This window comes from Rhodococcus sp. OK302 (assembly GCF_002245895.1).
Taxonomy (GTDB): Bacteria; Actinomycetota; Actinomycetes; order Mycobacteriales; family Mycobacteriaceae; genus Rhodococcus_F.
On the sequence record NZ_NPJZ01000001.1, the window covers coordinates 53,335 to 79,240 of the forward strand.

The 25,906-nt window shown below is 63.1% G+C and carries 20 protein-coding genes and 1 pseudogene; 13 read left to right on the top strand and 8 right to left on the bottom strand.

The window, feature by feature from the left end; translation table 11 throughout:
• Positions 1-50: 50 nt before the first annotated feature.
• Positions 51-1,241, bottom strand: a complete 1,191-nt coding sequence (locus BDB13_RS00245) for a glycoside hydrolase family 3 N-terminal domain-containing protein (RefSeq protein ID WP_094269881.1) — start codon at positions 1,239-1,241, stop codon at positions 51-53.
• Positions 1,242-1,341: 100 nt separating this feature from the next.
• Here BDB13_RS00245 and BDB13_RS00250 point away from each other — a divergent pair, with 100 nt between their 5' ends.
• The 4 genes from BDB13_RS00250 (at position 1,342) to BDB13_RS00265 (ending at position 7,625) form a co-directional block, all read left to right on the top strand.
• A complete protein-coding gene (locus BDB13_RS00250) occupies positions 1,342-1,809 on the top strand; it encodes a universal stress protein (protein WP_094274558.1) in 468 nt (155 codons plus the stop codon).
• Between the two features lie 34 nt (positions 1,810-1,843).
• The gene (locus tag BDB13_RS00255; RefSeq protein ID WP_094269882.1) at positions 1,844-2,935 is read left to right on the top strand and encodes an isochorismate synthase; all 1,092 of its coding nucleotides are present in this window, start codon (positions 1,844-1,846) and stop codon (positions 2,933-2,935) included.
• Between the two features lie 120 nt (positions 2,936-3,055).
• A complete protein-coding gene (locus tag BDB13_RS00260) occupies positions 3,056-3,229 on the top strand; it encodes a DUF2613 domain-containing protein (RefSeq protein ID WP_094269883.1) in 174 nt (57 codons plus the stop codon).
• 40 nt (positions 3,230-3,269) lie between these two features.
• Positions 3,270-7,625, top strand: a complete 4,356-nt coding sequence (locus tag BDB13_RS00265; protein WP_254922983.1) for an alpha-(1->3)-arabinofuranosyltransferase — start codon at positions 3,270-3,272, stop codon at positions 7,623-7,625.
• On the opposite strand, the pseudogene BDB13_RS00270 reads toward BDB13_RS00265, so the two are convergent.
• A pseudogene (locus BDB13_RS00270) lies at positions 7,511-8,697 on the bottom strand (acyltransferase family protein); the annotation flags it as partial. The gene BDB13_RS00265 and the pseudogene BDB13_RS00270 overlap by 115 nt on opposite strands.
• Before the next feature lie 214 nt (positions 8,698-8,911).
• Between BDB13_RS00270 and BDB13_RS00275 the strand changes: the two are divergent.
• A complete protein-coding gene (locus tag BDB13_RS00275; protein WP_094269885.1) occupies positions 8,912-10,042 on the top strand; it encodes a DUF3068 domain-containing protein in 1,131 nt (376 codons plus the stop codon).
• A gap of 89 nt (positions 10,043-10,131) precedes the next feature.
• Here BDB13_RS00275 and BDB13_RS00280 read toward each other — a convergent pair whose 3' ends face one another.
• Complete coding sequence (locus BDB13_RS00280) at positions 10,132-11,334, bottom strand: lipopolysaccharide biosynthesis protein (RefSeq protein WP_094269886.1); 1,203 nt, start codon at positions 11,332-11,334, stop codon at positions 10,132-10,134.
• Between the two features lie 33 nt (positions 11,335-11,367).
• Between BDB13_RS00280 and BDB13_RS00285 the strand changes: the two genes are divergently transcribed.
• Complete coding sequence (locus tag BDB13_RS00285; protein WP_094269887.1) at positions 11,368-13,101, top strand: hypothetical protein; 1,734 nt, start codon at positions 11,368-11,370, stop codon at positions 13,099-13,101.
• Here BDB13_RS00285 and BDB13_RS00290 read toward each other — a convergent pair.
• Positions 13,048-14,262, bottom strand: coding sequence for a glycosyltransferase family 4 protein (locus BDB13_RS00290; RefSeq protein ID WP_094274559.1), 1,215 nt, complete (start codon positions 14,260-14,262; stop codon positions 13,048-13,050). The two genes, BDB13_RS00285 and BDB13_RS00290, sit on opposite strands and share 54 nt — an antisense overlap.
• A gap of 193 nt (positions 14,263-14,455) precedes the next feature.
• Between BDB13_RS00290 and BDB13_RS00295 the strand changes: the two genes are divergently transcribed.
• The 7 genes from BDB13_RS00295 (at position 14,456) to BDB13_RS00325 (ending at position 21,552) form a co-directional block, all read left to right on the top strand.
• Positions 14,456-15,226 carry a class I SAM-dependent methyltransferase gene (locus BDB13_RS00295; protein WP_094274560.1) on the top strand — a complete coding sequence of 257 codons (771 nt, stop codon included), beginning with the start codon at positions 14,456-14,458 and terminating at the stop codon, positions 15,224-15,226.
• Between the two features lies 1 nt (position 15,227).
• The gene (locus BDB13_RS00300; RefSeq protein WP_094269888.1) at positions 15,228-16,133 is read left to right on the top strand and encodes an ROK family protein; all 906 of its coding nucleotides are present in this window, start codon (positions 15,228-15,230) and stop codon (positions 16,131-16,133) included.
• A 137-nt stretch (positions 16,134-16,270) separates the two neighbouring features.
• Entirely contained in the window at positions 16,271-17,431 is a 1,161-nt protein-coding gene (locus tag BDB13_RS00305; RefSeq protein ID WP_176459488.1) for a phosphotransferase family protein, read from the top strand.
• Between the two features lie 2 nt (positions 17,432-17,433).
• On the top strand, positions 17,434-18,585 hold the full coding sequence (locus tag BDB13_RS00310) for a hypothetical protein (RefSeq protein WP_094269890.1): 1,152 nt from the start codon (positions 17,434-17,436) through the stop codon (positions 18,583-18,585).
• 5 nt (positions 18,586-18,590) lie between these two features.
• On the top strand, positions 18,591-20,039 hold the full coding sequence (locus BDB13_RS00315; protein WP_094274561.1) for an aldehyde dehydrogenase: 1,449 nt from the start codon (positions 18,591-18,593) through the stop codon (positions 20,037-20,039).
• 130 nt (positions 20,040-20,169) lie between these two features.
• Entirely contained in the window at positions 20,170-21,123 is a 954-nt protein-coding gene (locus BDB13_RS00320; protein ID WP_094269891.1) for a cation diffusion facilitator family transporter, read from the top strand.
• A 117-nt stretch (positions 21,124-21,240) separates the two neighbouring features.
• Positions 21,241-21,552 carry a hypothetical protein gene (locus tag BDB13_RS00325; RefSeq protein WP_094269892.1) on the top strand — a complete coding sequence of 104 codons (312 nt, stop codon included), beginning with the start codon at positions 21,241-21,243 and terminating at the stop codon, positions 21,550-21,552.
• Between the two features lie 56 nt (positions 21,553-21,608).
• On the opposite strand, the gene epsC is transcribed toward BDB13_RS00325, so the two are convergent.
• The 4 genes from epsC to BDB13_RS00345 all read right to left on the bottom strand — a co-directional run bounded on the left by epsC (position 21,609) and on the right by BDB13_RS00345 (position 25,851).
• The gene (gene epsC, locus BDB13_RS00330) at positions 21,609-22,187 is read right to left on the bottom strand and encodes a serine O-acetyltransferase EpsC (protein ID WP_094269893.1); all 579 of its coding nucleotides are present in this window, start codon (positions 22,185-22,187) and stop codon (positions 21,609-21,611) included.
• A gap of 5 nt (positions 22,188-22,192) precedes the next feature.
• Entirely contained in the window at positions 22,193-23,128 is a 936-nt protein-coding gene (gene cysK, locus BDB13_RS00335; RefSeq protein WP_094274562.1) for a cysteine synthase A, read from the bottom strand.
• A 218-nt stretch (positions 23,129-23,346) separates the two neighbouring features.
• On the bottom strand, positions 23,347-25,176 hold the full coding sequence (locus BDB13_RS00340; protein ID WP_094274563.1) for a phosphoenolpyruvate carboxykinase (GTP): 1,830 nt from the start codon (positions 25,174-25,176) through the stop codon (positions 23,347-23,349).
• 309 nt (positions 25,177-25,485) lie between these two features.
• A complete protein-coding gene (locus BDB13_RS00345; protein ID WP_094269894.1) occupies positions 25,486-25,851 on the bottom strand; it encodes a DUF6802 family protein in 366 nt (121 codons plus the stop codon).
• Between the last annotated feature and the right edge of the window lie 55 nt (positions 25,852-25,906).

Below are 25,906 nucleotides of genomic sequence, written 5' to 3' on the forward strand. Positions count from 1 at the left end.
ACCACAGGGGTAAATTTCGATCTTACTCTACGGTAAGATATACCGTCGACTCAGCAGGTGATTGCGCCCTTGGTCTGCGCCACAGTCACCACGGCCTGGTCAACACGAGACTGCGGCAGAGCGCCTGACGCAACAGCCTCTTCGAGATGATCGAGCACCCGCGGCACGTCCTTGGTTGTCAGCCACAAAGCCTGGTCCACGCCTGCCACCAGTGCGGCCTGCACGGCGTCGGCAATATCGTATCGGTCGGTGATGGCCTGCATGCCACTGAGGTCATCGGTGAAGACCGGTCCCGTGAACGGTGCTGCGCCGTAACCGGTTCCGGCACGCAAGAACGCAACCGCCGACGGGCTGATACTGGCCGGGACGCCCGGTTCGGTCAGACCCGGAACCTCCAGATGGCCCATCATCACGCCGACGCCGGTGTTCGCCAACTCACGAAAGGGAATGAGATCCGACGCGATGAGATTCTCGATTGGCGGCGTCGTGACCGCGCCGGTGTGCGAATCTCCGGATGCACTGCCGTGGCCCGGGAAGTGTTTGATCACCGGGAAAATGCCGGCATCACGCATTCCCTGCGCGTAGGCGCCGGCATAAGCGACAACGACCTCGGGATCATCCGAGTACGAACGATCGCCGATCACCGAATCGGCGGGCTGAGAACTCACGTCGACGTCAGGTGCGTAATTGACCGTGATTCCCAGGTCCTTCAGTCCGCGACCACGCTCGAGCGCCATTTGGTACGTCTGTTCCACCGTCATCGTCTCGGCAGTTTCCCGTGCCGACGGATCGGGTCCGAGGATGCCCGCGACCCGAGAAACGCGTCCACCCTCCTCGTCGATCGTGACCATCAACGGCAGATTCGACGCCGAAGTTACTTGCGGTACTTCATGGTTGGTCAACATCGACTGATCGGTCCAACTGCCGACGAAGATGCCGCCGATCTGCTCGCTGTCCACGATCGCCCGGGCGTCGGCGGTTCCGGTGACTCCGACGTTGAGAAGTTGCGCAAGCTTCTGCCGCAGCGACAAGGACGCGAGAAGATCGCTGCCGCACGTGGCCGGTGCCGGCACCGTACTGGAAGCCACCGGCGCCGACGCCATCTCGGATGTAGTGGTCGCCAGGGTCGAGGATGTCGACGTCTCGGGCGCTGCGACGTCCCCGCCGTCGGTCGAGCATCCCGCTACCAACCCTCCGCAGAGCGCAAGGGTGGTCGCCGTTTTTGCAAACTTGATCCGCATACTCCGACCGTAACGGACCCGATGCCCTTACACTCCCTCACGGGCGCCTTGGGACGGTAGCCTGGACGTGAACCGATTCCCCGCCAACGAGGAGGTCGTGATGCCACAAGGATTGATGCTCATCGCGTACGACGGTTCCGACAACGCTCGACGCGCTATCACCTACGCGGGGCGTTTTCTTGCCGCTAATCGCGCAATTCTTGTCACCGCGTGGGAGCCGATGGTTCGCCAAGCTGCCCGGATGTCCGGCCTCTCGGGCGTGATGCAACCCGAGTGGATACCGGACGACGACGTCGAGGACATCGCGTACACCGATGCCAAGAGCACGCTGGCCGAGGGCGTCGCGTTGGCTGAGGCCGCCGGTTTAACTGTGGAAGGTCGTAGCGCCGAATGCACGTCGGCCATTTGGTCGGCGATCGTCGAAACTGCTGACGAGTTGGATGTCGACATCATCGTCACGGGCACACGCGGCACCACCGGTTTGCGCTCGTTATTGCAGAGCAGCGTCGCGGATCATGTTCTGCGTCACAGTCATCGACCGGTGTTGATCGTCCCTCCAGGTAAGTGACCCGCCCGGGTAGCCGACTAATGTGTTAGCCACCATGGACGGTTTTGTTCTCTCTCGGCCCGATCACAGTGTGCTCACTCGCGGCGTACGACGCAGCTTCGACTGCGCACGCGCAGCGGCCGACGCGTTGTCGGACGGTTCTGCGCGTCTGATCGTCGGGGCACTGCCCTTCGACCCGTCGGCGCCGACGGCTCTGTACGAACCTGCCCACGCCACCGTCACCAACGGTCCGTGGAGTCCGGAAACCGTCGGCGACTTGCCGGTCACGCGGGCGGTTCGCGAAATCCCGTCGTCGGCGGAGCATCTGCTGCGGGTGGAAAAACTGATCGATCGCCTACGCAACCGTGAACTCGACAAGGTGGTCTCGGCCCGGACCGTCGAACTTCTTGCCGAATCTCCCATCTCTCCAACAGCACTCGCTGCCCGGATGGCTGCGCTCAATCCCGCCGCCACCACTTTCTCCGTTGATCTCAGCGCCGCGGGAGCCGGTTTCGTGGGACACAGCCTGGTGGGCGCCACCCCCGAAGTGTTGGTGAGTCGGCGGGGAACGGTCGTGACATGCCGCCCCCTCGCTGGGACTGCGCGGAGAGGCACGTCACCCGAGTCTGATCGCGACGCCGGCACAAGCCTTCTGCATTCCACGAAGAACCTGGCCGAGCATGCGTTTGTCACTGCTTGGATTCGGGAAATTCTGGAACCGCTGTGCTCCGACCTTTCGGTGCCGACGACGCCCGAGCTGACCAGCACCCATGAGGTCTGGCACCTTGCCAGCCCGATTCGCGGCATTCTGAGGGACCCCACCACCTCCGCACTCGGCCTTGCGATAGCCCTCCATCCGACACCCGCGCTCTGCGGAACGCCCACCGATGCTGCCTTGGACGTCATCCGGGACATCGAAGAGCCGAGACGGTTCTACGGCGGCGCCGTCGGATGGTGCGACGGCGACGGCGACGGCGATTGGGTGGTTGCGATTCGCTGCGCCGAGATCAGTGCCGACGGGCTCACTGCCTGGGCTAGCGCGGGCGGCGGAATCGTCGCCGAATCGGACCCCCAGGACGAATTGGACGAGACAACCACGAAATTGCGGACTCTACTCACCGCGCTTGGTGTTCGAAAAACAAACTAATCCACACGTACTGGGGCCAATCGTCCGAATTCTCGAGAACGGGTGATACCTTGACCCGAACAGTTCGTACGGACCGGTAAGTTCCGGCCGACCGACCCACGACCTATTGGGAGATCCGCGATGACGAAGTTCCTTGTCCCCGGCGTGGTTAGCGCTGTCGCCGGCGTCGTTCTGGGTGCCGCCGCCATATTCGGCGCAACGGCCGCAGCTTCGGACAACACTCGTCCCGAGATCGACCGCAGCGGAAACGCAAATTCTTCCATCCTGAACCAGGTTGAGTACGGCAGCCGCTGAGAGCGCAAGCCTCGCGAGTTCCCGTTCTTCCGCCGACGCAGTGCCGTCGGCGGAGCCTCTGTCCAAGCGGTGGCTGTTCGGCGCCTCCGTTGTAGCGTTTCTTCTCACCTTTCTTCAGGCACCCGGGCTGATCACAGCCGACACCAAGTACGACCTGACACAAAATCCGTTCGGCTTCCTCGAACGTGCTTCACATCAGTGGAGTAGTCAGGCTCCACTTGGCCAAGTTCAGAACCAGGCCTACGGGTACTTCTTCCCGCACGGCCCTTTCTTTGCGTTGGGCGAACTTGCACACATTCCGCCCTGGATGACGCAGCGCATCTGGTGGGCATTACTGCTGATCGCCGGATTCTGGGGCATCATCCGCGTCGCCGAAGCACTGGGTGTCGGTAGCCGGAGTTCTCGTCTTATCGCGGCAGTGGCGTTTGTCCTGTCCCCTCGCGTACTCACGACTCTCGGCTCGATTTCGTCGGAAACCTTGCCGATGATGTTGGCGCCGTGGGTGTTGCTGCCGGTAATTGTGGCGTTCCGCCCTGTGCGCCTTTCTGGTAGCGCCGACTACCAAAAAGGCGCACAGGGCCGAAGGCCCTATTGGAAATTGGCCGCACAATCCGGCCTTGCCGTTGCCCTCATGGGCTCGATCAACGCGGTCGCTACCGCCGCCGCCTGCCTCGTCGCTGTTATCTGGTGGCTCTCGTACAAACCGAACCGCGCGTGGCTGACGTTCACCGCATGGTGGGCACTGTTCGTCGCTCTCGGCACGCTCTGGTGGATCGTTCCGCTGCTCCTCCTCGGCAAGGTCAGCCCACCGTTCCTCGACTACATCGAATCTGCCGGCGTCACGACGCAGTGGACGTCGCTGGCTGAAATCCTCCGGGGCACCGATAGTTGGACACCGTTCGTATCGCCGGAACGTATTGCCGGAGCTGTTCTCGTCACTCAACCAGCAGCCGTGGTCGCGACAGGCTTGGTTGCGGCGGCCGGACTCGCCGGACTCGCCATGCGTTCCATGCCTGCCCGCGGACGATTGACGCTCATCCTCTTTGTCGGCATCACCGGATTGGCTGCCGGGTACGTCGGTGAGCTCAGTTCGCCGATCTCCGATCAGGTTCGTCTGTTCCTCGACTCCGCTGGTGCACCCCTGCGCAATGTCCACAAGCTCGAGCCGCTGGTCCGCTTGCCGCTGGTACTCGGACTCGCCCATCTGCTGGCGAAAGTCCCGCTGCCGGGCTCTGTTCCGACTGCGCGTTGGCGACGCGCTTTCATTCACCCCGAACGCGAACCGATGGTTGCGTTGACCTCCCTGATCCTGGTCGCGCTCACTCTCTCGACGGCCTTGGCGTGGACCGGCAAACTGGCACCCCGCGGCGCATACCCCGAGGTGCCGTCGTATTGGAACGAAGCCGCACAATGGCTGGAAGACAACACCTCTCCCGGCTCCGAAGCCGAACGCGCCCTGATAGTGCCGGGAGCGCCCTTCGGCAGCCAGGTGTGGGGACTGACCCGCGACGAACCCCTTCAAGCGCTGGCGACGACGCCGTGGGCTGTCCGCGACTCGGTCCCGTTGACCCCGCCCGGCGCGATTCGTGCCCTCGACTCCGTGCAGCGCCTGATCGCCGACGGCCGTCCTTCCGACGGACTCGCGCAAACGCTTCTCGGCCAAGGCATTCACTTCCTCGTCATGCGCAACGATTTGGACGGCGACACCTCTCGCTCCGCCCGGCCGATCCTGGTCCATCAGGCGGTCGAAGGCTCCCCCGGAATCAACAAGGTCGCCGAATTCGGCGACGACGCCTCACCGAAGCCGATCGAAGGCCTTGTCGCCGACAGCGATCTGCGCCCCGGCTACTCGCCGATCGAGATCTTCCAGGTCACCCCACCCGATGGCAGTGACGCTGTCAGCGGCCCGTATGCGGTAGACCTCACCACTGTCCCGCGCATCCAAGGTGGACCGGAAGCCGTTCAACGCCTGCATGAAAGCGGATTGGTTCCCGGCACCGGCCCCGTCGTATTCGCCGCCGATGCAGCCGCTGCCGGATTGCCGGTCGATACAGCAGCCGCAGGCTTGCCCCTCAATACTGTCACCGTGACCGACACTCCTCGTGATCGCGAAACCGATTTCGGTCAGGTGGACAATCACAGCTCCGCGCTGAGGACTCCCGAGAGTCAACGACGCACGTACAACCTGGTTCCCGACTACCCCGTCACCGATACCCCACTGGGAGAAGGGCCGTCGCTGGTAGAAGGGCAGTGGAGCGGCGCGTCGATCACGGTCTCGAGCTCGGCGTCCGACGCCACCCAACTGGGCGGGACGTCGCCGTCGAGCAGTCCCGCCGCGACGGTCGACGGCGATCCGGGTACCGGCTGGTTCAGCAACGGAATCGAACGTGCCCTCGGACAGTGGTTGCAGATCGACTTCGACACTCCCATTTCGAGTGGCCTGCTCCATCTGACTACCAGCGCCGCCGCAATCGGGGCACCCGTCAAATGGCTCGAGGTGTCCACACCGAACGGAAGCACCGCGGTCAAGGTCGATCGGCCAGGCGAGCCCGTTACCGTCTCCATCCCGGTCGGTACCACGCCGTGGCTCCGGGTGACGGCAACGCATACCGAAAATGGCTCGGTCGGAACGCAGTTCGGTATCAGCGAGCTCATCGTCGAAGACTTCGCCGATCGCAGTGCGCCGAAGCCGGTTCCCATTCGCTTCGACACCGTTCTACCGGCGACACCGAACAACTCTTCCGTATCTTCCTGGAATCTGACCCAGGAATTCCCGGGCCGAAATTCCTGCGCGAACACCACTGAACGAGTGCGATGCAGCAACGCATTCATGGCGATCCCCGAGGAACCGAGCCGTTTCAGCCGCACCCTGAGCGTCCCCGAAAATACTTCTGTCACAGCCGCTCTGACGGTTCGAGCGCGCCAGGGCCACGCATTGGAAGAGCTCCTACGCGTTCCCGGCCGAATCACGGCCTCCGGTTCGAGCGATATCGGCGACACCCGCGGATCAGCATTTGCCGCCGTTGACGGCGATCCACGGACCACCTGGTCCGCGTCCCAGAGCACCGCCGAGCCCGGTGGCCCCAAACCGACTCTTACCCTGACGCTTCCGGAACCGACCCTGGTCACTGCCCTCGACATCACGCCCAGTCTCGGCGTCTTGCCGTCGTTGCCGACCAGCGTTGCCGTAAATCTCGGAAACGGGCCTCAGGTGCGCAGACTTGACGATGGAAATCGAGTGTCACTGTCCCCCTTCGTCACCGACAAGATCGTTCTGAGTATCGCGGACTGGGATCCGGTTCTCGACCAGAACGCAATGGGCTTCGCTCAGGTGCAGCCGACGGGCCTGGCAGAAGTAGGCGTGATCGGCAGCGACGGCACAGCTGTTGCGGGTTCCGGCGTGCAATCCGACAACGCCCTCGACGGTCGGCAGATCAACGTGCCCTGCGGCACCGGCCCGACGATCACGATTGCGGGACAACAGTTCCCCACAACAATCGACACCACGGCCGGGCAACTCCGCACCGGAGCGCCGATCGAGGCGACGGTCTGCGGGATAAACGCATCTGCGGACCTTCCCGCAGGCCAACCGGAGGTGTTGGTCGAACCCGGACCGGCATTCTCGGTCGACATCCTCGACCTCACCACTGTCGGTTCTGCTCCTCTGACAGCGCAGAAGAACAGCGCGCTCGTGTCTTCGGCGTGGACGGCCAATCACCGCGAACTCATCGTCGACGATGCCGCCACCGATCAATTGATCGTCAACCCGGAAAGCACGAGTACCGGCTGGATCGCCACCGCGCCGGACGGTTCCGAATTGGCACCAGTCGTAGTGAACGGCTGGCAGCAGGGCTGGATCGTGCCCGCCGGTACCTCCGGGACCATCGCTCTCGATTTCCCCGGCGACCGCTGGTACCGACTCGGAATCTTCGGCGGGTTGGTACTGCTGATTCCGTTGATGCTGGCTGCGCTTCTCCCGACTCGACGCGCCCCGAAGTCCCCGACACCGCCGCGGCCCTGGCATAGCGTCTCTGCGGGCTGGCTAGGCGTCTTGGCGGCATCCACGGTAATCGGCGGTGGAACCGGAGCGGCGATCGTCGTCGTCTGTTCCGCGATTGCTCTGGGGTTGATGCGGAAGATCGGACCCGTTCGCACCGCCCGCGTCATGGTCGGAACTGCCGGTGTCGCCGCGATGGTCAGCATCACCATGCTTTCCACCGGACCCTGGCGGGCGCCCGGCGGATACGTCGGAGATTCGTTCCTGATTCAGTTCTCGATGTTGGTGGCGTTGGTCGTGACCGGACTGGCCGCATTGCCCTTTGCCGACTCACCGATGTGGCGACGCTTTTCCCAACGGGTCACGAAGATACGCGCCGGTTCCTCCACCAGCGCGTAACTTGCCGACGCCACAGCCACACTCAGAACGAACGTCAACGCCAGAACGTAGAAGAAGCTGCCCGAGAACGGCGCAATTCCGAACACCGGGAACACCGCGTTGAGAACCGCCAGATGCCAGATGAAAATTCCGTACGACCAGCGGCCGATCGCCAACGCCGTCGTGCCCGCCAGAAAACGATGCTCCGCCAGATCCCGCAGCACCAACGGAGCGATCAGCGCAAAACTGATGATCGCACCAAGCAGGATCTTCATCGAGAACTGCCAAGGCTCCGGACGCACCAGCCCCTCCGGCCCCGCCAGATCGGTGCACGACAAAACAAACGCAACGAGCGCCACACCCGCCAACAGCAACCGGTGATGAGCGAGACGGTGCATCCACGTCGACGGGCCGACAGCCAATTCCGCCAACACCATCCCCACCCCGAACCACGGCAGATACCCCGGCAACCAATTGTCATGATGAATGAAATCGGGGGCAGGGACCGGCAGGAACGACCACGTCAACGCCAACCCCGACACCCCCAGCAGCAACGGAATCCGCCACCGCGCCGCACCTCCCCGAAGACGCACCAACAAAAGCGCAAAAGAGGAAGCAACAGATAGAACGCCACCTCCACCGAGAGGCTCCACATCTGGGTGAGTCCCTCGGTGAGCGTCAAAGGAACGAAGACTTGCACCAGACCGAGATTCGCGAGCCACACCTGGTATCCGCCGCCGGCTCCGGGCAGGAAAAGAAGTATGAGCGTCACTGCCACCCAGTACGCGGGGAGAATACGTGTCGCGCGCGATATCCAATACTTCACGGTTTCTTGTGGTCGACCGATTCCGCGGGCCGCAGCTGCATGCGGACGCCACAACAGAAATCCGGACAGTGCAAAGAACACTGCCACGGCAAGATCAAGCCGACCGAAAGCTCTTCCGATCGCGCCGGATTGTGCTTCGCCGGTCTGGAATGCAACGTGAGTGACAAGAACGCCGAGTGCCGCCAAACCTCGCATACCGTCCAAAGCGGGAATGAAGCCCCGGGCCTGCGGCGGGACGGTTCGAGAAGATTTCACGGGACTTATCATCACGGATAATTGTGCACTCCAGGCTCATTGTCCGAAACCGCCAGGCACTTCAAAGAAAATGCCAGGCCAATTCATGACCTCATGCGACAAACCGGGCCGGTGGACTGTTAGTGTTCTGCCACACAGGGTGTCTACGGTGACCCCATACGACCTGCGCAGCTCATATCGTGCAGGTTCCCGAACCTCAAAACTACTAACGGGTAGGAGTCACAGCATGGCGGAACGCTCAGGGCCGAGCCGGATACTTCCTTGCATTCTGGTGGGCCTTGGAGCCTTCCTCTTGGCCATCGCCGTCCTCATTCCTACCTACATGGTGGGAAAGTTGGAGAAGACGCCGCTCGACCTCGAGGTGACCACCATCGCGACGGGCAACGGCAGCGTCCTCAACTCCGCGTCACTGCTCGCGGGTAAGGCACAGGTCGACAAGAACGTACCGATCGTCGCTCAGCGCTACGTCACGACGCAGGATCCCTCCGATGCCGACGTCATCACGGTCCAAGCCGGCCAGACCGTCATCCGCACCGACAAGCAGGGCGACAGCGGACTCTTGACTGCATCCGTCGACACCGTCACGCTCGATCGCGTCAGCTCCATGCCGACCAACGACCCGGTCGGAACCATTCAGACCGACCCCGGTCAGCCGGCGCAGGAACTCTCCCGCGACGGATTGCAGTACAAGTTCCCGTTCAACACGGAGAAGAAGACCTACCCGTACTTCGATCTCAATGCTCGCGCGACTCAGGACATCGACTTCGTCGAAGAGACCGAGATCAACGGCATGAAGGTCTACCACTTCACGCAGACGGTCGAACCTGTCGATCTGTCGAAGGTCGTCAACTCCCCCACGAACAAGCTGACGCTGCCTGCCGACACCTGGGGCGTACCGGGTGGCGAAACCCCCATCACGATGACGCGTTGGTACACCAACGTCCGTGACCTGTGGGTCGAGCCCAAGACCGGTGTCATCGTCAAGGGCCAGGAGCAGCTGCATCAGTACTACGGCCGCAACAAGAACTCGGTCGACGTCGACGTCCTGAACGTCACGCTTCCCTTCGACGAAGCAACCATCGAGTACCAGATCGGGCAGGCCAAGGACGGTATGGATCTGCTCAACCTCGTCGGTCGTACCGTTCCGATCATCGCCGGCATCCTCGGCCTGATCGCACTGGCCGCCGGTATCTTCCTCGGTGTGCGCGGCGGCAAGGGTGGAACCCCGGCGCCGGCGCATGGCGGCGGCGGCCAGGCTCCGAGCGGACAGCGTCCCGCCAGCCCCGCTCCCGGCGAGCACGACTGGACCGCCGACGACACTCAGGTGATCCCGCGTCCGGATCTTCGCAAGGACTGAGAGTTTCGCCAGTGAAGCTGGCACCCGTTGTATGAAGTAGGCACCCCTTCCCGCACGTCGGAAGGGGTGCCTACTCGTTGCAGAGGGTGCTAGCTCGCGCTCACACTCGCACGATCAGCACTCCGCACCGCTGCAGTCGCCACAGCAACCGCTGTCACCGACGCGACTACCACCGCAGTCCCGATCAACTCGCCCGGCGTCTCCGCCCACACCAGCATCACCGTGCCTTCGACGACTAGCCCGATCCACGCCAGTACGGCAACCCTCGTGCGTTCCGACGCGATTGCCGCGAGCAGAGCGCACTGCAACACCGCCAGCACTGCGCCGTGCAAGGCAAAGGCCCACAGCATCGACGCCACGGGGGCGTAATCGTCGCCCACGAGCACCGGCACCAACGGGCCTGCGATTGCCGCGCCCAGCACCAGAGTTGCGCCGATTCCGACGAGCACGGCCAACGCAGTCCGCACAGCGCGGGCCGACTGCGCGGGATTCGCCATCTTCGGATACAGAACTACCCCGACCGCTTGAGGCAGCCAGAACGCAGCCTTGGTTGCCACCGCGCCCAGTGCGTAGATACCGGCGTCGTATTCGCTCAGGACCACGCGGACGATCAGCAGGTCCAGCGACGACAACGCGATCAGGGCAAGTTGGACCTGCGAGGCCGCGAGCACGGACGCAACACCGATACGGACAGGCTGATGCTCACTCTGGACTACGGTCCGGTCGAGAATCCGAACTACCGCCACCAACAACGCTGTTCCGGCCGCACCCGCGACCAGCGCCCCGGAGGCTGCGCCGCCGAAGGCCAGAACTAACACTGCCGGAACAACTTTCATTACTCCTGCGCCCGCAAGAACGGCACTGAGCGCACCGAATCGGCCACACCCCTGCAACAATCCCTGTTCCGTGGCCAGCAACACCAACATCGGAGCTGTCACCAAAGCCGAAAACGCTGCCACAATTCCGGTATCGAGAAGCCAGGCCATCGCGGGAGTGAGAACAACAGCAAGGACCGCAACGATCGCCGCGCATCGATAACCCAACGACCGCAAGGCTTCTACGCTCTTACCTCGTACGGCCTCACGGGCGACCACTGTCTGCAACGCCAAGGCCGGGACTGCCAGCACCAACTGCGCGGCCAGGAGACTCGCGAATTCGCCGTACCCGGCGGGGCCCAACCATCTACTCGCCAACCACGCAAGCAGGTACGCAGCAACATTCGCCGTCATGGAACCGGCCATCACCATGCTGACCCCTGCTGCAGCGGAACGGTCGAGGGGTTGGCGCGCCATGCGACCAATGATGCACCACGTATCGTGCGCGTCATGACAGTGCAGCCGAAACGCGACAGCTTCGTAGCGGCGGTGTACAGCCTGGCACTGTCGGCGTTGATCCTCGGGCCACTGTTCGGCTCCGGCTACCTTCTGCTGCGCGACGCCGTCAGCACCCCTCGGTCGTACCTCACGGACTCCGCTCTCGGACTCACCGATGCAGCCGCACGCGCGGTGCCTCAAGACGCTCTCATTGCGGCACTGAGCACAGTCGTCGACGGCGGATTGGTAGTGAAAGCCCTGTTGTTCACCGCACTCTGGCTGGCAGGTTGGGGCGCGGCGCGCATGGTTGCGGTACTCCTGCCGAGCGCCGGACTGGGACCACAACTGGTGGCGTCGACGGTCATGTTGTGGAACCCGTACGTCGCCGAGCGTCTGTTGCAAGGACATTGGAGCCTGCTGGCGGGTTACGGCGCGTTGCCGTGGATTGTGTGCGCCGGCATCGGGGTACGACGCCGGATTCCCGGTTCCTGGTGGGCATTGGCAGCAGCTTTGGCGTTTGCCGGTCTGACGCCTACCGGCGCACTCCTGGGATTGACGACGGCCTTGGTGGTGGTTGGGTCACCCGGCGGGCAATCGCCGGTCCTGCGACGCCTGAGCGGGGTATTCGCACTCTTTCTGGTTGTCGCCTCGCCGTGGCTGACTGCAACACTTCTGTCCGACGGCGCCGGCGCCGGCTCCGACCCTGCCGGGGTGGCAGCGTTTGCCGCCCGCGCGGAACCCGGACTCGGAACACTGGGCAGTCTCGCCGGTTTGGGTGGCGTCTGGAATTCGGCTGCGGTTCCGGCTACGCGCGCAACGCTCTTCGCCGTGGTCGGGACGGTTCTGCTCCTGATCGTGGTGCTCAGCGGCATCCCCGCGCTGTGGCGGCGTCGTCGTAATCCGGTTATTGCCGCCCTGGGACTCCTGGCCCTCGCCGCCGTGCTCGCTCCGGCTTTGGGCGCGACGCCGTGGGGCCTCGATGTGGGCCGCTGGTCTGTCGAATCCTTTTCGGGCGCAGGCCTGCTCCGAGACTCACAGAAGTGGGTGGCTCTGGCGGCGCCCTTCTACGCTTTGTCCGCAGCTGCCGCCGTGATGTGGGCGCAACAGCGCTTTCCCCTGCCCAGACCGACGTGGTCGATCGCTGCCGTGGTCGTCACTGTCCTGGCACTGCCCGATCTGATCTGGGGCGTCGGCGGGGCACTGAAACCTGTAACCTACCCGCAGTCCTGGACCACAGTATCCGAGCAGCTGAGAGGCGAATCCGGTGATGTAGCAGTACTTCCCGCCGGAATGTTCCGTGCCTTCACATACAGCGGAGACGCCCCGGTTCTCGATCCGGCGCCGCGTTTCCTCCCCCTCGACGTCCTGCAAACAGGACAACTGATAGTCGCCGGTGGAGCTGTCGGTGGAGAAGGAACTCGCGCCGGCCAGGTCGAGGATCTCTTGCTTTCCGGCGGCGGAAGCGCCGAATTGGCCGCACTCGGCGGCGGATGGGTATTGGTGGAACGGGATACGCCAGGCCAATTCGACGAGTCTTCACTCCGCGATCTGGAGACGGTATTCGCCGACAACGATCTCGCGCTTTATCGAGTACCCGGAGATATTGCCGTGCACCAAGCTTCGAGCATCTCTCGCGCCGCCGTCATCATCGCCCACCTGGCCTGGGTTCTGATGGGGATAGTTGCACTGCTGTCAGTCGGATTGCACAAGAACAGAATTCGACTCGCGCGGCGCCACCAAACCTGAGACCCGTTTCCCGTCCGCCGTGGCAGTCAATACTTCGAACACCCCGGTTCCGGTCTGCTCCCAAGAAAACTCGCCGGACCATACCCGCGCTTTCTCGCCGAGAACCGTTCGAAGTTCGTGATCGCGCAATAGAATTCCGGCTGCCTCGGTCAGTTCGGCCACGTCCGCATCACCGACGCTTTCGCCGCCCACCAGAAGGCCGGTCACACCGTCGACGATCGAATCCGTCAAACCTTTGGAACTGCGGTATCCGATGGTCGGCACACCATGCTGCGCAGCTTCGATGACGGCCAGCCCCCAGCCTTCCTTGCGAGAAGGCATGAGGTGAATCCACGACTGCCCCAACAGTTCATGCTTGCGCGCCTCGTCGACATGTCCGTAGAACGTCACTGCGTCGTCGATACCCAACTCGGCAGCACGATCACGCAGGTTCTGCTCCCACCAGCCGCCGCCGATGACGTCGAGATGAATATCCGGAACCGAAGGCCGAAGTACTGCAACAGCTTCGAGAGCATCCTCGATCTGCTTGTGCGGCACCAGACGCGAGAGTACCGACATCGTCGGGCGAGAGGCGCGGGTGATCGAACCACCTGCGTCGACGCCCACCGGAAGTCGATCAGCCCCGTTGCGCACCACGGCAATTCGACCGCGATCCACTCCCAGGTCCGCCAACTCTTCGGCCGAAGGCAGTGACACGGTCAGATACTGACTGTTTCGATGCGTCCGCGGGGACAACCGGGATTCCACCCACCAGCCGATCCGGCCGACAAGTTTGCCGGCCACCGGCCACTGTTCGCGATGGCAGTGATGAACCAGCAGGGTGACAGGTGCGCCGGTCACCATCTTCGAGAAGAAAGGGATCCCGTTCTGCGTGTCGATGACGGCGTCGGGACGAATGCCTTTGAGCGAACCGAATCCGAGTCGGCCGGCGGCAATCGCAGCCAGTGCCCGCGGGTACACGCTGAAGCGTCCACCGGAGCGGCTGATGGTGATGCCGTCGCGATTCTCGGACGCGGGAGCACCGGGATACGACGCCGTCCGCAACGTCACCTGGATTCCGCGCGCGGCGAGCTGGGTTCCGACTTGCTCGAGGTACCGCTCACTTCCGCCGCCCTGCGGGTGCCCGGTGTCGCGCCAACAGAGCAACAGAACCTCACGCACGTGCGTTACTCCTACGAGTTCGTCCTTGCGACCGCAGCGGGTGCGTGTGGTCTTGCGGGGGATGCCCACCGTGACCGGTCGGTAACCCTGCGGAACACCCTAACTGTTTCTGCGTCCGGATTGCCTCGCTCGGTGAACACTGGATTCGACGGTATTCGTGGACCGAGCACACGAGTCGCTAAAGTTGCTTTCCGTGACCAAGCCCGCAGTGACCCGCATTTTCGGCCGACGGGCAACCCTCAAACGATCCGTCGCGTTGCTCAGCGACTTCCGCCACGAGCAAAGCGCGCCCGATATCTTCTACGGCGCACTGGCCCGCGACTCGGTCGAATTGATCTCGGACCTGCACGAAGGTCACACCGGTCAGTCTTTGGACGGGTTGACGGTTCTCGATGTCGGCGGCGGTCCCGGCTACTTCGCGGAAGTGTTCCAAGCCGCCGGCGCCCGCTATATTCCGGTCGAACCCGATCCGTCGGAGATGCACGCAGCCGGCCTGACCGTCGGCGGCGCTGTTCGCGGATCCGGCCTGGCTTTGCCGTTCCGGGACTCGTCCGTGGACATCTGCTTCTCGTCGAATGTGGCCGAACACGTGAGCGAACCGTGGCTGATGGCCGAGGAAATGTTGCGCGTCACCAAACCCGGCGGGCTGATGGTCCTCTCGTACACCCTGTGGTGGGGGCCGTTCGGAGGCCACGAAACCGGACCGTGGCACGCCTTCGGCGGCGAGTACGCTGCCCGGCGTTATCTCCGCACCACCGGCCGCGAACCCAAGAACAAATTCGGCACGTCATTGTTCAAAGTCGGCGCCACCGACGGCCTACGCTGGGCCCGTGGAACACAGCAGGGTGAACTACTCGCCGCAATCCCCCGCTATCACCCGTCGTGGGCTTGGTGGATGGTCCGCGTTCCGGGCCTGCGGGAGTTTCTGGTGAGCAACCTCGTCGTGGTTCTCGAAAAGAAATAACGTGCGCCTCGCACTCGACATCGGTGGCACCAAGATGGCTGCCGGCGCCGTACGGGAGGACGGAAGAGTCCCCGATGTCGAGACCGTGCCAACTCCCGACACAGACACCTGGGCCACCTGCGCGGCATTACTTCGGAGAGTTGCCGACGGCAGAAAAGTCGACGCGATCGGGATCGCCTGCGCCGGCCCGGTCGATACCGTCGGCGGCGTCGTTGCACCCATCAACATCAGCGAGTGGGCCCGAGGGTTCCCGCTGGTCGAATCCGTAGAAGCGCTTTTTCCGGGCGCCCACACAGCGCTTGCGATGGACGGCGCTGCCGCGGCGCTGGCCGAACATCATCACGGCGCCGGACGCGGAATCCCGAACCTCCTGAGCCTGGTCGTCTCCACGGGAATCGGCGGCGGAGTTGTCCTCGGTGGACGCATTGCTACCGGTCGCACCGGCAATGCCGGCCACATCGGGCACCTGGTTGTCTCCGGCACCAGCTCTGTCCCTGGTGCCGACGAACCCTGCAGTTGCGGTGGCGCCGGCTGCCTCGAGACCGTCGCGAGCGGTCCGTCGGCCGTTCGGTGGGCGAGAACTCAGGGGTGGACCGGCAGCACCGGACTCGATCTTGCCGAGGACGCGCGCGGTGGTGACCCCGTAGCAACTGCGGCGCTTGCGCGAGCAGGCCACGCCTTGGGGATCGCGATCGCGTCCGCCGCGGCTCTACTGGATGTGAACCTTGCCGTCCTGGGCGGCGGGTTCTCCCAGGCCGGCCCACCGCTGTGGGAACCGCTCCTCGAAGCGGCTGCCCGACATGCCCGATTGTCATTCATCTCGGACCTGAGCATCGTGCCCGCTCAACTCGGGACTGCCGGAACTCTGACGGGCGCCGGACTGCTGTCCCTCGACGTCGATATCTGACACGGGTTCCTTCCCGATTTCTGCAAGGCAAGTCCCAGTAAACGGATGCCGTCTGGTACTTATTTCTGTAACGTGTTTTAGTGTTCCGACTCACACATCGCAGGCTTGGCACACGACAACAGTGGAAGGAGGTGACCATGAGTTCCGACGTTGCCTCAGCAGACGAAGCTGAACATCTCGCTCAGGTCGCCCGACCGAGCAGTTCCCAGCGTGACACCGAAGACCTGCGTGAGCGCCTCGAGCGATGGATGGCGGCCAAAGTACCGGCCGGATCCAGCGTGACCGTCGGCGACGTCACCTTGCCTGCCGCCAACGGCATGTCCAGCGAAACCATCCTCTTCGACGCAACGTGGGACGGCGAGCACCACCCGATGGTCGCGCGCGTTGCACCGGCGGCGACCACCATGCCGATCTTTCCGACCTACGACCTCGAAGCCCAGTTCCGAACGATGGCGCAGGTCCGCGAGCATTCCGACGTTCCGGTCCCGTCCGTCTACTGGTCCGAATCGGGTTCCGACGCTCTCGGCGCACCGTTTTTCGTGATGGAACGCATCTCCGGCCAGGTTCCGCCAGACGTCATGCCCTACACCTTCGGATCCTGGGTAACCGAGGCAACACCGGAGCAGCGCCTGACGCTTCAGAACAGTTCCGTGAAGGTTCTCGCCCAGTTGCACGCTATCGAGAAGCCGCTCGAGCGATTCGACTTCCTTCAACTCCCGGGATCGGGTTCGACTGCCCGAGAAGCAGTCTCGGCACACATCGCCGATCAGCGTCGATTCTACGAGTGGACTGTCGCGGACGGAGCACGGTCACCTCTCATCGAACGCTGCCTCGATTGGGCCGAAGCCAACAACCCCGCCGACGACTCCCCCGCAGTACTCAGCTGGGGCGATTCCCGGATCGGGAACGTCATGTACCAGGACTTCGAACCTGCTGCGGTGCTCGACTGGGAAATGGCGGCGCTCGGCCCGCGTGAGATGGATCTCGGCTGGATGGTGTTCCAGCACAGGTTCTTCGAAGATCTTGCCACCCTTGCAAACTTGCCTGGCCTGCCCGATTTCCTTCGGCTCCAGGACGTAGCCTCGACCTACGCCGAACTCACCGGACACACCCCCTCCAACCTGGAGTACTACGTCACCTACGCAGCTTTGCGACACGCCACGGTGATGTACCGCGTCCAAGCCCGTGCAATAGCTTTCGGCCACGCCGAGACCCCCGCAGACCCGGACGACATGATCCTGCACCGGGCATCACTCACCGCGATGCTCGACGGCACCTACTGGGAAGGCGTGAACTGAGCATGTTGTCACCGATGGACGATTACCCCATTCACCAGATCGCCGAGCCTGTCCGGCACGTTGCCACCTCGGACCGAAACTTCTACGACCGCTACTACTTCAACTGCTACCCCACTGACAACGATGAAACCTTCCTCATCGTCGGACTGGGGCAGTACCCCAATCTCGGTGTCATGGACGGTTTTGCGGTCCTCCGCCACGGCGACCATCACATCGTGGCTCGGATGTCGAAGGCTCTCGGTGCCGACCGCACCGACACCACGGTCGGACCACTGCGCATCGAGGTCCTCGAAGGCCTGCAGAAACTTCGTGTCGTCCTCGAACCGAGCAGTGAATACGATCTCTCCTTCGACATCACCTTCGACGCCACCATCCCGGCGGCCTTGGAACCCAAGCAGTTTCGTCGCCAACTCGAACGAGTTACCTTCGAAACGTCCCGCTTCTTGCAAACGGGAACGTGGACAGGAAATCTCACCGTCGACGGTGACAAGATCGCGATCGACCCGACAACGTGGCGCGGCAACCGCGATCGTTCGTGGGGCGTGCGTCCGGTCGGCGAGGCCGAACCCCCCGGCCGCCGCGCCGTCGACGATATCCAGAACTTCTTCTGGGTCTACTCCGTCATGCAATTCGACGATTTCACCATCTCCGTCATCATGCAGGAAGACGCACAGGGTCGACGCCTCATCGAAGAAGCGATGCGGGTGTGGCCGGAACCGGGCCGCGACACGGAATGGCTCGGCCGACCCGAGCATAATCTGATCTTCTGCCCCGCCACCCGCGACGTCACCGGCGCCACCCTCACCTTCCATCGCCCCAGTGGTGAGGTACTGACCGTCGATTGTGAACTGTTGCTGGCCAACCACATCGGCATCGGCACCGGCTACGGACTCGAGCAGGACTGGCGTCACGGCATGTGGCAAGGCGAACTCGTCGTGCAAGGCCTGCGACACAAAGTCCACGAATTCGAACCCATGCAGCGCATGTTCTCCCCCGTGGACAACCTCAGCAAATTCCATCTCACCGAGGGTGATCAAACCTTCGACGGCACGGGACTTTTCGAAGTCGCCGCCATCGGACCCCACGAGCGTTACGGCTTTACCAGTTTCACCGATATGGCCCCAGAACCTCAGACCGACAACACCGAGGAATGATTGTGATGACAAAGTACGACAAGCTCTACATCGGCGGCGAGTGGGTCACCCCCGCCACCGACCAGGTTCTCGAAGTGTTCTCCCCGGCAACGGAAGAGCTCGTCGGAAGCTGCCCCGTCGCCACCCCCGCCGACATCGATGCCGCAGTCGCCGCTGCCCGCAACGCTTTCGACAACGGTCCGTGGGCCAAGACGACGCCCGCCGAGCGCGGCGCGATCCTCGCGAAGGCCGCCAAGCTCCTCGAAGAGGGCAGCGCAGAACTAAACCAGCTCATCTCCAACGAGATGGGCCAGCCGCCTTCAATGGTCGCCATGATGCAGCAGACCCCGTCGATGGCGACGCTCGGCTTCTACTCCGAACTCGCTGACAAATTTGCCTGGGAAGAGAAGCGCACCGGCGTCTTCGGCCAGACCAAGGTCACCCGTGAGCCCGTCGGCGTCGTCGCTGCCGTTCTCGCCTGGAACGTTCCACTGTTCCTCGCGATCAACAAGCTCGCTCCCGCTCTGCTCGCAGGCTGCGCCGTCCTACTCAAGCCGGCTCCCGAGTCGCCGCTCTCCGTCCATGTGGTTGCCGAAATCTTTGCCGAGGCAGGCGTTCCCGCCGGCGTCATCTCCGTACTCCCCGGTGGCGCCGAGACCGGCGAATACCTGGTCTCGCATCCCGACATCGACAAGATCACCTTCACCGGCTCCAGCGCCGTCGGCCGCAAGATCGGCGCCATCGCGGCACAGAACCTCAAGCGCTGCTCCCTCGAACTCGGCGGCAAGTCCGCTGCGATCATCCTCGAGGACGCCGACATTGCTGCCGGTATGCCGATGCTCGTCATGTCCGGCCTGATGAACACCGGCCAGGCCTGTGTTGCACAGACCCGAATCCTCGCTCCCCGTTCACGTTATGACGAGGTCATCGAGGGAATGAAGACCGCTGCCGGTTACATGACCGTCGGCGATCCTTCGGATCCGGCAGCCCAGCTCGGCCCCTTGATCTCCGAGAAGCAGCGTGAGCGCGTCGAGGGTTACATCGCCAAGGGTCTGGAAGAGGGCGCTCGTCTCGTTCTCGGCGGCGGCCGTCCCGCCGGCCTGGACAAGGGCTGGTACGTCGAGCCCACCATCTTCGCCGATGTCGACAACTCCATGACCATCGCCCGCGAAGAGATCTTCGGACCTGTCTTGTCGGTGATTCCGTACGACTCCGAGGACGAGGCCATCAAGATCGCCAACGACTCCGACTACGGCCTCGCCGGTTCCGTGTGGACCGCCGACATCGAGCACGGCCTCGAAATTGCCGCGCAGATCCGCACCGGAACCTACGGAATCAACTGGTACGCCTTCGATGCCGGCTCACCGTTCGGTGGCTACAAGAACTCCGGCATCGGACGCGAGAACGGACCGGAAGGCCTCGAAGCCTTCTGTGAGAGCAAGTCCGTGCTCATGCCCCCCGGCTACACGAGCTGATCTTGACTTGAGCTAGCACCCTTTGTGCACAGTGAGCACCCCTTCCATCAAGACGGAAGGGGTGCTCACTGCACGAAAAGGGTGCTCACTTACAGCGCCAAACCGTCCGCCCCCGCCTAGCCTGAGAATCGTGAGCACCGAAACCGAGACAAAGGCATCACAAGACGAAAGCACCGTCACCGTCGTACTGGCGTTTGCCGCAAATGCTGTGATCGCCGCGGCAAAAACAGCGGCCGCGATCATCACCGGATCTGCGTCGATGGTCGCCGAAGCCACCCACTCGTGGGCCGATACCGGCAACGAGGTGCTGCTCCTCATCGCCAACAGGCGATCGAAGCGAGTCCCGGACCGCGAACATCCACTCGGATACGGCCGCGAGGCCTACATCTGGTCGATGTTCGCGGCCCTCGGACTCTTCGCCCTCGGCGCTGGAGTGTCGATCACCCACGGAATCCAGGAACTATTCCATTCCGAGCCGGCCACCGACTTCGGTGTTGCCTACGCAGTTCTCGGAGTCTCGTTCATCCTCGAGGGCATCTCGTTCCGCCAGGCGTACAAACAACTCCGTGGTGAAGCAGCAGCCGTCAACCGCGACGTACTTGCGCAGGCACTCAACACATCCGACCCCACGACGCGGGCCGTGTTCGCCGAAGATGCTGCGGCACTGATCGGTTTGGTCATCGCGTTTGTCGGCGTGCTGCTGCACCAGATCACCGGCTCACCGATTCCCGACGCCCTCGGATCCATCTGCGTCGGCATCCTGCTGGGCGTGATCGCGGTGATCCTGATCGATCGCAATCGCCGGTTCCTGGTCGGCGAAGAAGCATCGCCGACGCTCCGCGCAGCCGGCATCGAAGCACTCACCGCGCTTCCCGACATCAACCGAATCACGTTCCTGCGCATGGAATACCTCGGTCCGCGGCAGGTGTACCTGGTTGCGAGCGTCGACCTGGTCGGCGACTACGCAGAATCGCGAGTCGCCCACACCTTGCGCGAACTCGAGCGCACACTCGAGCAGAGTCCACGCGTCGTGCGGGCGATCCTGACACTCTCGACGCCTGAAGAACCGTCCATCGCGGCCTGAGTGAGCACCCTTTGTGCACAGTGGGCACCCCTTCCATCAAGACGGAACGGGTGCTCACTTCATGAAAGAGGTGCTCACTCCCCCAATTGTCGAGCCTGCCCCGGATACTCTCGATTGATGCGCGCACTGGTCGTTGTCCTAGCGGTTCTCGGTTTTGTAGTCGGAGGAATTCCCTTGCTAGGCGTTCTGATCGACGTAATGACCAGCTCCGACGACACCGAGATCCTGTATCAGGGAGGGTACGCACCGCTAACTAACGTGCAGATGAGCCAGGACTACGAAGCGTCACTGAACCTCTACTTCGATTCTCAATCCAATCCGACGAGGAATTGGTTCCTACTTGCCAGTTTCCCGTTCCTCGGAGCAGGATTGGGCGCTCTGACTGCCGCGCTGCTGGGGCGTCGAGGATGGCACCTGACACGAGCCTGAACAGACGCCAATGGCCGCCCACCTTCGAAACGAGGGGCGGCCACCGACAAACAAGTTCAGATATACATCGCCGGATCGATGTAACTGTTCGGATCCACCAACTTCTCCTTGGTGGTGCGCGGACGCGCCACTGCGGGAATTCCGGTTGCAATGGAATCAGCCGGAACATCTCGCGTCACAACAGCATTGGCGCCGATAGCACTGCCTTCGCCGATGACGACGGGGCCGAGGATCTTGGCACCCGCACCAACGGTGACGCGATCTTCGAGCGTCGGGTGACGCTTGACCTGCTCGAGTGAACGACCGCCGAGGGTGACTCCGTGATAGAGCATGACGTCGTTGCCGACCTCAGCCGTTTCCCCGATCACGACGCCCATGCCGTGGTCGATGAAGAACCGTCGGCCGATGGTGGCGCCGGGGTGAATCTCGATGCCGGTGGCAAAACGTGTCAGCTGCGACAGCACCCGGGCGGGGCCGCGCAGTGCGGGCACTGCCCACATCCTGTGCGCAACTCGATGCGACCAGATGGCGTGCAGCCCTGAGTAAACGAGCGCGTTCTCCGCATTACTGCGCGCGGCAGGATCCTGACCGCGCGCAGCCTGCAGGTCCTCGCGAATGGTCCCGAGGATACTCATTGACCTCAGTCCCGGATGTGTTCGAACAGCGGGGTGGAGATGTAACGCTCACCGAAGTCGGGGACAACAACGACGATCAACTTGCCGGCATTCTCGGGGCGCTTCGCCAATTCGAGTGCGGCCCAGACGTTGGCTCCGGAGGAGACACCACCGAGGATGCCTTCATCCGTACCCAATGCGCGGGCCGTGGTGACTGCGTCGTCGAACTTGACGTCGACGATCTCGTCGTAAATTTCGCGATCGAGGATGTCCGGCACAAAGTTTGCGCCGAGACCCTGGATCTTGTGGGGGCCGGGCTGGCCACCGGTGAGGATGGGCGAATCGGCAGGCTCGACGCCCACGATCTGGACGCCGGGCTTGCGTGCGCGCAACGCGCGGCCGACGCCCGTCAAGGTTCCACCGGTGCCGATGCCGGCGACGAAGATGTCGATGGCGCCGTCCGTGTCTGCCCAGACCTCTTCGCCCGTCGTGGCCTCGTGGATGGCGGGGTTCGCGGGGTTGCCGAACTGGTTGGCCGAGACAGCGTTTTCGGTCTGCTCGACGATTTCCTTGGCCTTGGCGACTGCGCCGGCCATGCCCTCGGAGCCCGGGGTCAGGACGATCTCGGCGCCGTAGGCACGCAGCATGACGCGACGCTCGGTGGACATCGTCTCAGGCATCGTCAGGATGACCTTGTAGCCGCGTGCAGCGCCGACCATGGCGAGGGCGATACCGGTGTTACCACTGGTGCCTTCGACGATGGTGCCGCCGGGCTTGAGTTCACCGGACTTCTCGGCGGCGTCGATGATCGCAACGCCGATACGGTCCTTGACACTGTTTGCCGGGTTGTAGAACTCGAGCTTCGCTACAACCTGTGCGCCGAGACCCTCGGTAAGACGGTTGAGTCGCACCAGCGGGGTGCGCCCGACCAACTCGGTGACGTCGTTGTAAATTCCGGCCATTTCCGTACCTCCATGCGGTCGCAGTGTCGACCGGATCGTTTCGCTGACAACGTATTGCATCATTCGATGTGGCCTATGCCTCAACCGGGCCGGTCAAATTACCAGAAGCGACCCGAATCAGCACGAAAATGCCCTCAAACGCCGAATGCCGCATCAATTCGATTAGATCGAATCGATGCGGCATCGGGTCATGCAGAAGAACTAGAACGCAAGGGACTTCAGCCCAGACGCTGCTTCAGAGCCTCGAACTCGTCGCGAATGCCGGTAGGCAGCTTCTCGCCGACGAAGTCGAACCACTCCTCGATGAGCGGGATCTCGGCCTTCCACTCGTCGATGTTGACCGCGAGAGCCTCGGTGATGTCGGCAGCCGACACATCCAGGCCGTCGATATCGAGAGCGTCACCGGTGGGAACGACGCCGATCGGGGTGTCGATGCCGGCAGCCTTGTGCTCGATACGCTCGACGATCCACTTCAGGACGCGAGAGTTCTCACCGAAGCCTGGCCACAGGAAACGTCCGTCGTCGCCGCGGCGGAACCAGTTGACGTAGAAGACCTTGGGCAGCTTGGACTCGTCGGCAGCCTTGCCGAGGTCGATCCAGTGCTGGAAGTAGTCGCCCACGTTGTAGCCGAGGAACGGCAGCATTGCCATCGGGTCGCGGCGAACCGTGCCGACCGTGCCCTCTGCTGCTGCGGTCTGCTCGGAGCCGACCGTGGCACCCATGAAGACGCCATGCTGCCAGTCGCGAGCCTCGGTGACCAGCGGAACCGTCGTCTTACGACGTCCACCGAAGAGGATTGCCGAGATCGGCACGCCCTTCGGGTCGTCCCACTCGGGAGCCATGATCGGGCACTGCGACATCGGGGTGCAGTAGCGCGAGTTGGGATGAGCAGCCTGGTTGCCGGATTCGGGCGTCCACTCGTTGCCCTTCCAGTCGATCAGGTGCTGCGGGTCGCCTTCGAGGCCTTCCCACCAGACGTCGCCGTCGTCGGTCAGTGCAACGTTGGTGAACACCGTGTTGCCCTGGTCGATGGTGCGCATGGCGTTGGGGTTCGAGGACCAGTTGGTGCCCGGTGCCACGCCGAAGAAACCGAATTCCGGGTTGACGGCGTACAGCTGTCCGTCGTCACCGAAACGCATCCAGGCGATGTCGTCACCGAGGGTCTCGGCACGCCATCCGGGGATGGTCGGCTGGATCATCGCGAGGTTGGTCTTGCCACAGGCGGACGGGAATGCCGCCGCGATGTAGTAGGCCTTGTCCTCGGGGGAGATCAGCTTGAGGATGAGCATGTGCTCGGCCAGCCAGCCTTCGTCGTGCGCCATTGCCGAAGCGATGCGCAGCGAGAAGCACTTCTTGCCCAGGAGAGCGTTTCCGCCGTAGCCGGAACCGAAGCTCCAGATCTCACGATCCTCGGGGAAGTGAGTGATGTACTTGGTGTCGTTGCACGGCCACGCGACATCGGCTTGGCCTTCGGCCAGCGGAGCACCCAACGAATGCAGCGCCTTGACGAAGAATCCGTCGGTGCCGAGCTTCTCGAGAACCTGGGCACCCATGCGTGTCATGACGCGCATGGAGACGACGACGTACTCGGAGTCCGTGAGCTCGACGCCCAGCTTCGGATCCTCGGCGCCGAGGGGTCCCATGCAGAACGGCACCACGTACATGGTGCGTCCGCGCATGCAACCGCGGTACAGGTCACCCATGAGGGTGCGCATTTCCGACGGGTCCATCCAGTTATTGGTGGGGCCTGCGTCGACTTCTTCCTTCGAGCAGATGTAGGTGCGCGATTCGACGCGTGCCACATCGGAAGGATCGGAATTGCCGAGGAACGAGTTCGGCTTCTTTTCGTCGTTGAGGCGTGTGAAGGTGCCTGCCTCGACCAGCTTGTTGGTCAGCCGGTCCCACTCTTCGTCCGAGCCGTCAGCAAAGACGACGCGAGCCGGCTGGGTGAGTTCGGCAACCTCTTGCACCCACGCAAGGAGTTCCTTGTGCTGCGTGGGGGGCGTGCCGTCAGTTCCATTGAGACCGGGAATGGTCGCTGAGGTCATCAAACTCTCCTGGGGTGAGCCGGAACCGGGTTCTTCTGACACACGACGCACCTTCACAGGTAGCGCCCCGATACCAGTTGATCCCGGTGTCCCCCTCTCGACGGGGTCCAGCCGCGTCATCCACTCACGTGAATTCCACGGACGCCGGGTGTCCTATGTAGTGAGGTTAACGCTGGCTGTTCACCTGCAGGTAATCGGGTGTGGTCAGAATTGTCACAGAAACGATTCAGATGGTGTATTCAGGCGGCGTACCCGGCCCGAGAAGGCCTCAAACGGCCACTTTTGCTCCAAAAGTCCCGGCAACTTCACTCATAAAGTCCCGGCGTCGATGCGGTCCCAGACCAACAGGCCTTCGTCGTCGCGGTGGCATTCCCACGCGGAGTAGTCGCCATCGGCTTCGACCATCGCCACGCGGTCCACGGCGCCGTCGTGATCGAAATCCGAGACGACGACGAGTGCATCGTCGGAATGGATGACGCGACTGTCGACGATTCCGTCCCCGTCCAGATCGAAAGCGTCGAGATTGACCGTCAGATCGCCGACGTCGACGGCACCCGACCCCGGTCCGAACGTTGCCGGATCGATGCCCTCGGCCGGCAGATGCACGACGGGCAGGTGGCAGACGTCGAACCGACCTGTGTCGACGTTGTCTGCCGTGATCAGAAAGCTGTCCATGGTTCCCCCTGTAGTCAGTGCCTGCTGCGCCTCGCTACGGCAACCCCTACCGAAC

Excerpts from the sequence above, each read along its gene's own strand:
- BDB13_RS00245 (WP_094269881.1), bottom strand. The coding sequence starts at position 1,241 with ATGCGGATCAAGTTTGCAAAAACGGCGACCACCCTTGCGCTCTGCGGA.
- BDB13_RS00250 (WP_094274558.1), top strand. The coding sequence starts at position 1,342 with ATGCCACAAGGATTGATGCTCATCGCGTACGACGGTTCCGACAACGCT.
- BDB13_RS00255 (WP_094269882.1), top strand. The coding sequence starts at position 1,844 with ATGGACGGTTTTGTTCTCTCTCGGCCCGATCACAGTGTGCTCACTCGC.
- BDB13_RS00260 (WP_094269883.1), top strand. The coding sequence starts at position 3,056 with ATGACGAAGTTCCTTGTCCCCGGCGTGGTTAGCGCTGTCGCCGGCGTC.
- BDB13_RS00275 (WP_094269885.1), top strand. The coding sequence starts at position 8,912 with ATGGCGGAACGCTCAGGGCCGAGCCGGATACTTCCTTGCATTCTGGTG.
- BDB13_RS00280 (WP_094269886.1), bottom strand. The coding sequence starts at position 11,334 with ATGGCGCGCCAACCCCTCGACCGTTCCGCTGCAGCAGGGGTCAGCATG.
- BDB13_RS00285 (WP_094269887.1), top strand. The coding sequence starts at position 11,368 with ATGACAGTGCAGCCGAAACGCGACAGCTTCGTAGCGGCGGTGTACAGC.
- BDB13_RS00305 (WP_176459488.1), top strand. The coding sequence starts at position 16,271 with ATGAGTTCCGACGTTGCCTCAGCAGACGAAGCTGAACATCTCGCTCAG.
- BDB13_RS00310 (WP_094269890.1), top strand. The coding sequence starts at position 17,434 with ATGTTGTCACCGATGGACGATTACCCCATTCACCAGATCGCCGAGCCT.
- BDB13_RS00315 (WP_094274561.1), top strand. The coding sequence starts at position 18,591 with ATGACAAAGTACGACAAGCTCTACATCGGCGGCGAGTGGGTCACCCCC.
- BDB13_RS00325 (WP_094269892.1), top strand. The coding sequence starts at position 21,241 with ATGCGCGCACTGGTCGTTGTCCTAGCGGTTCTCGGTTTTGTAGTCGGA.
- epsC (WP_094269893.1), bottom strand. The coding sequence starts at position 22,187 with ATGAGTATCCTCGGGACCATTCGCGAGGACCTGCAGGCTGCGCGCGGT.
- cysK (WP_094274562.1), bottom strand. The coding sequence starts at position 23,128 with ATGGCCGGAATTTACAACGACGTCACCGAGTTGGTCGGGCGCACCCCG.
- BDB13_RS00340 (WP_094274563.1), bottom strand. The coding sequence starts at position 25,176 with ATGACCTCAGCGACCATTCCCGGTCTCAATGGAACTGACGGCACGCCC.
- BDB13_RS00345 (WP_094269894.1), bottom strand. The coding sequence starts at position 25,851 with ATGGACAGCTTTCTGATCACGGCAGACAACGTCGACACAGGTCGGTTC.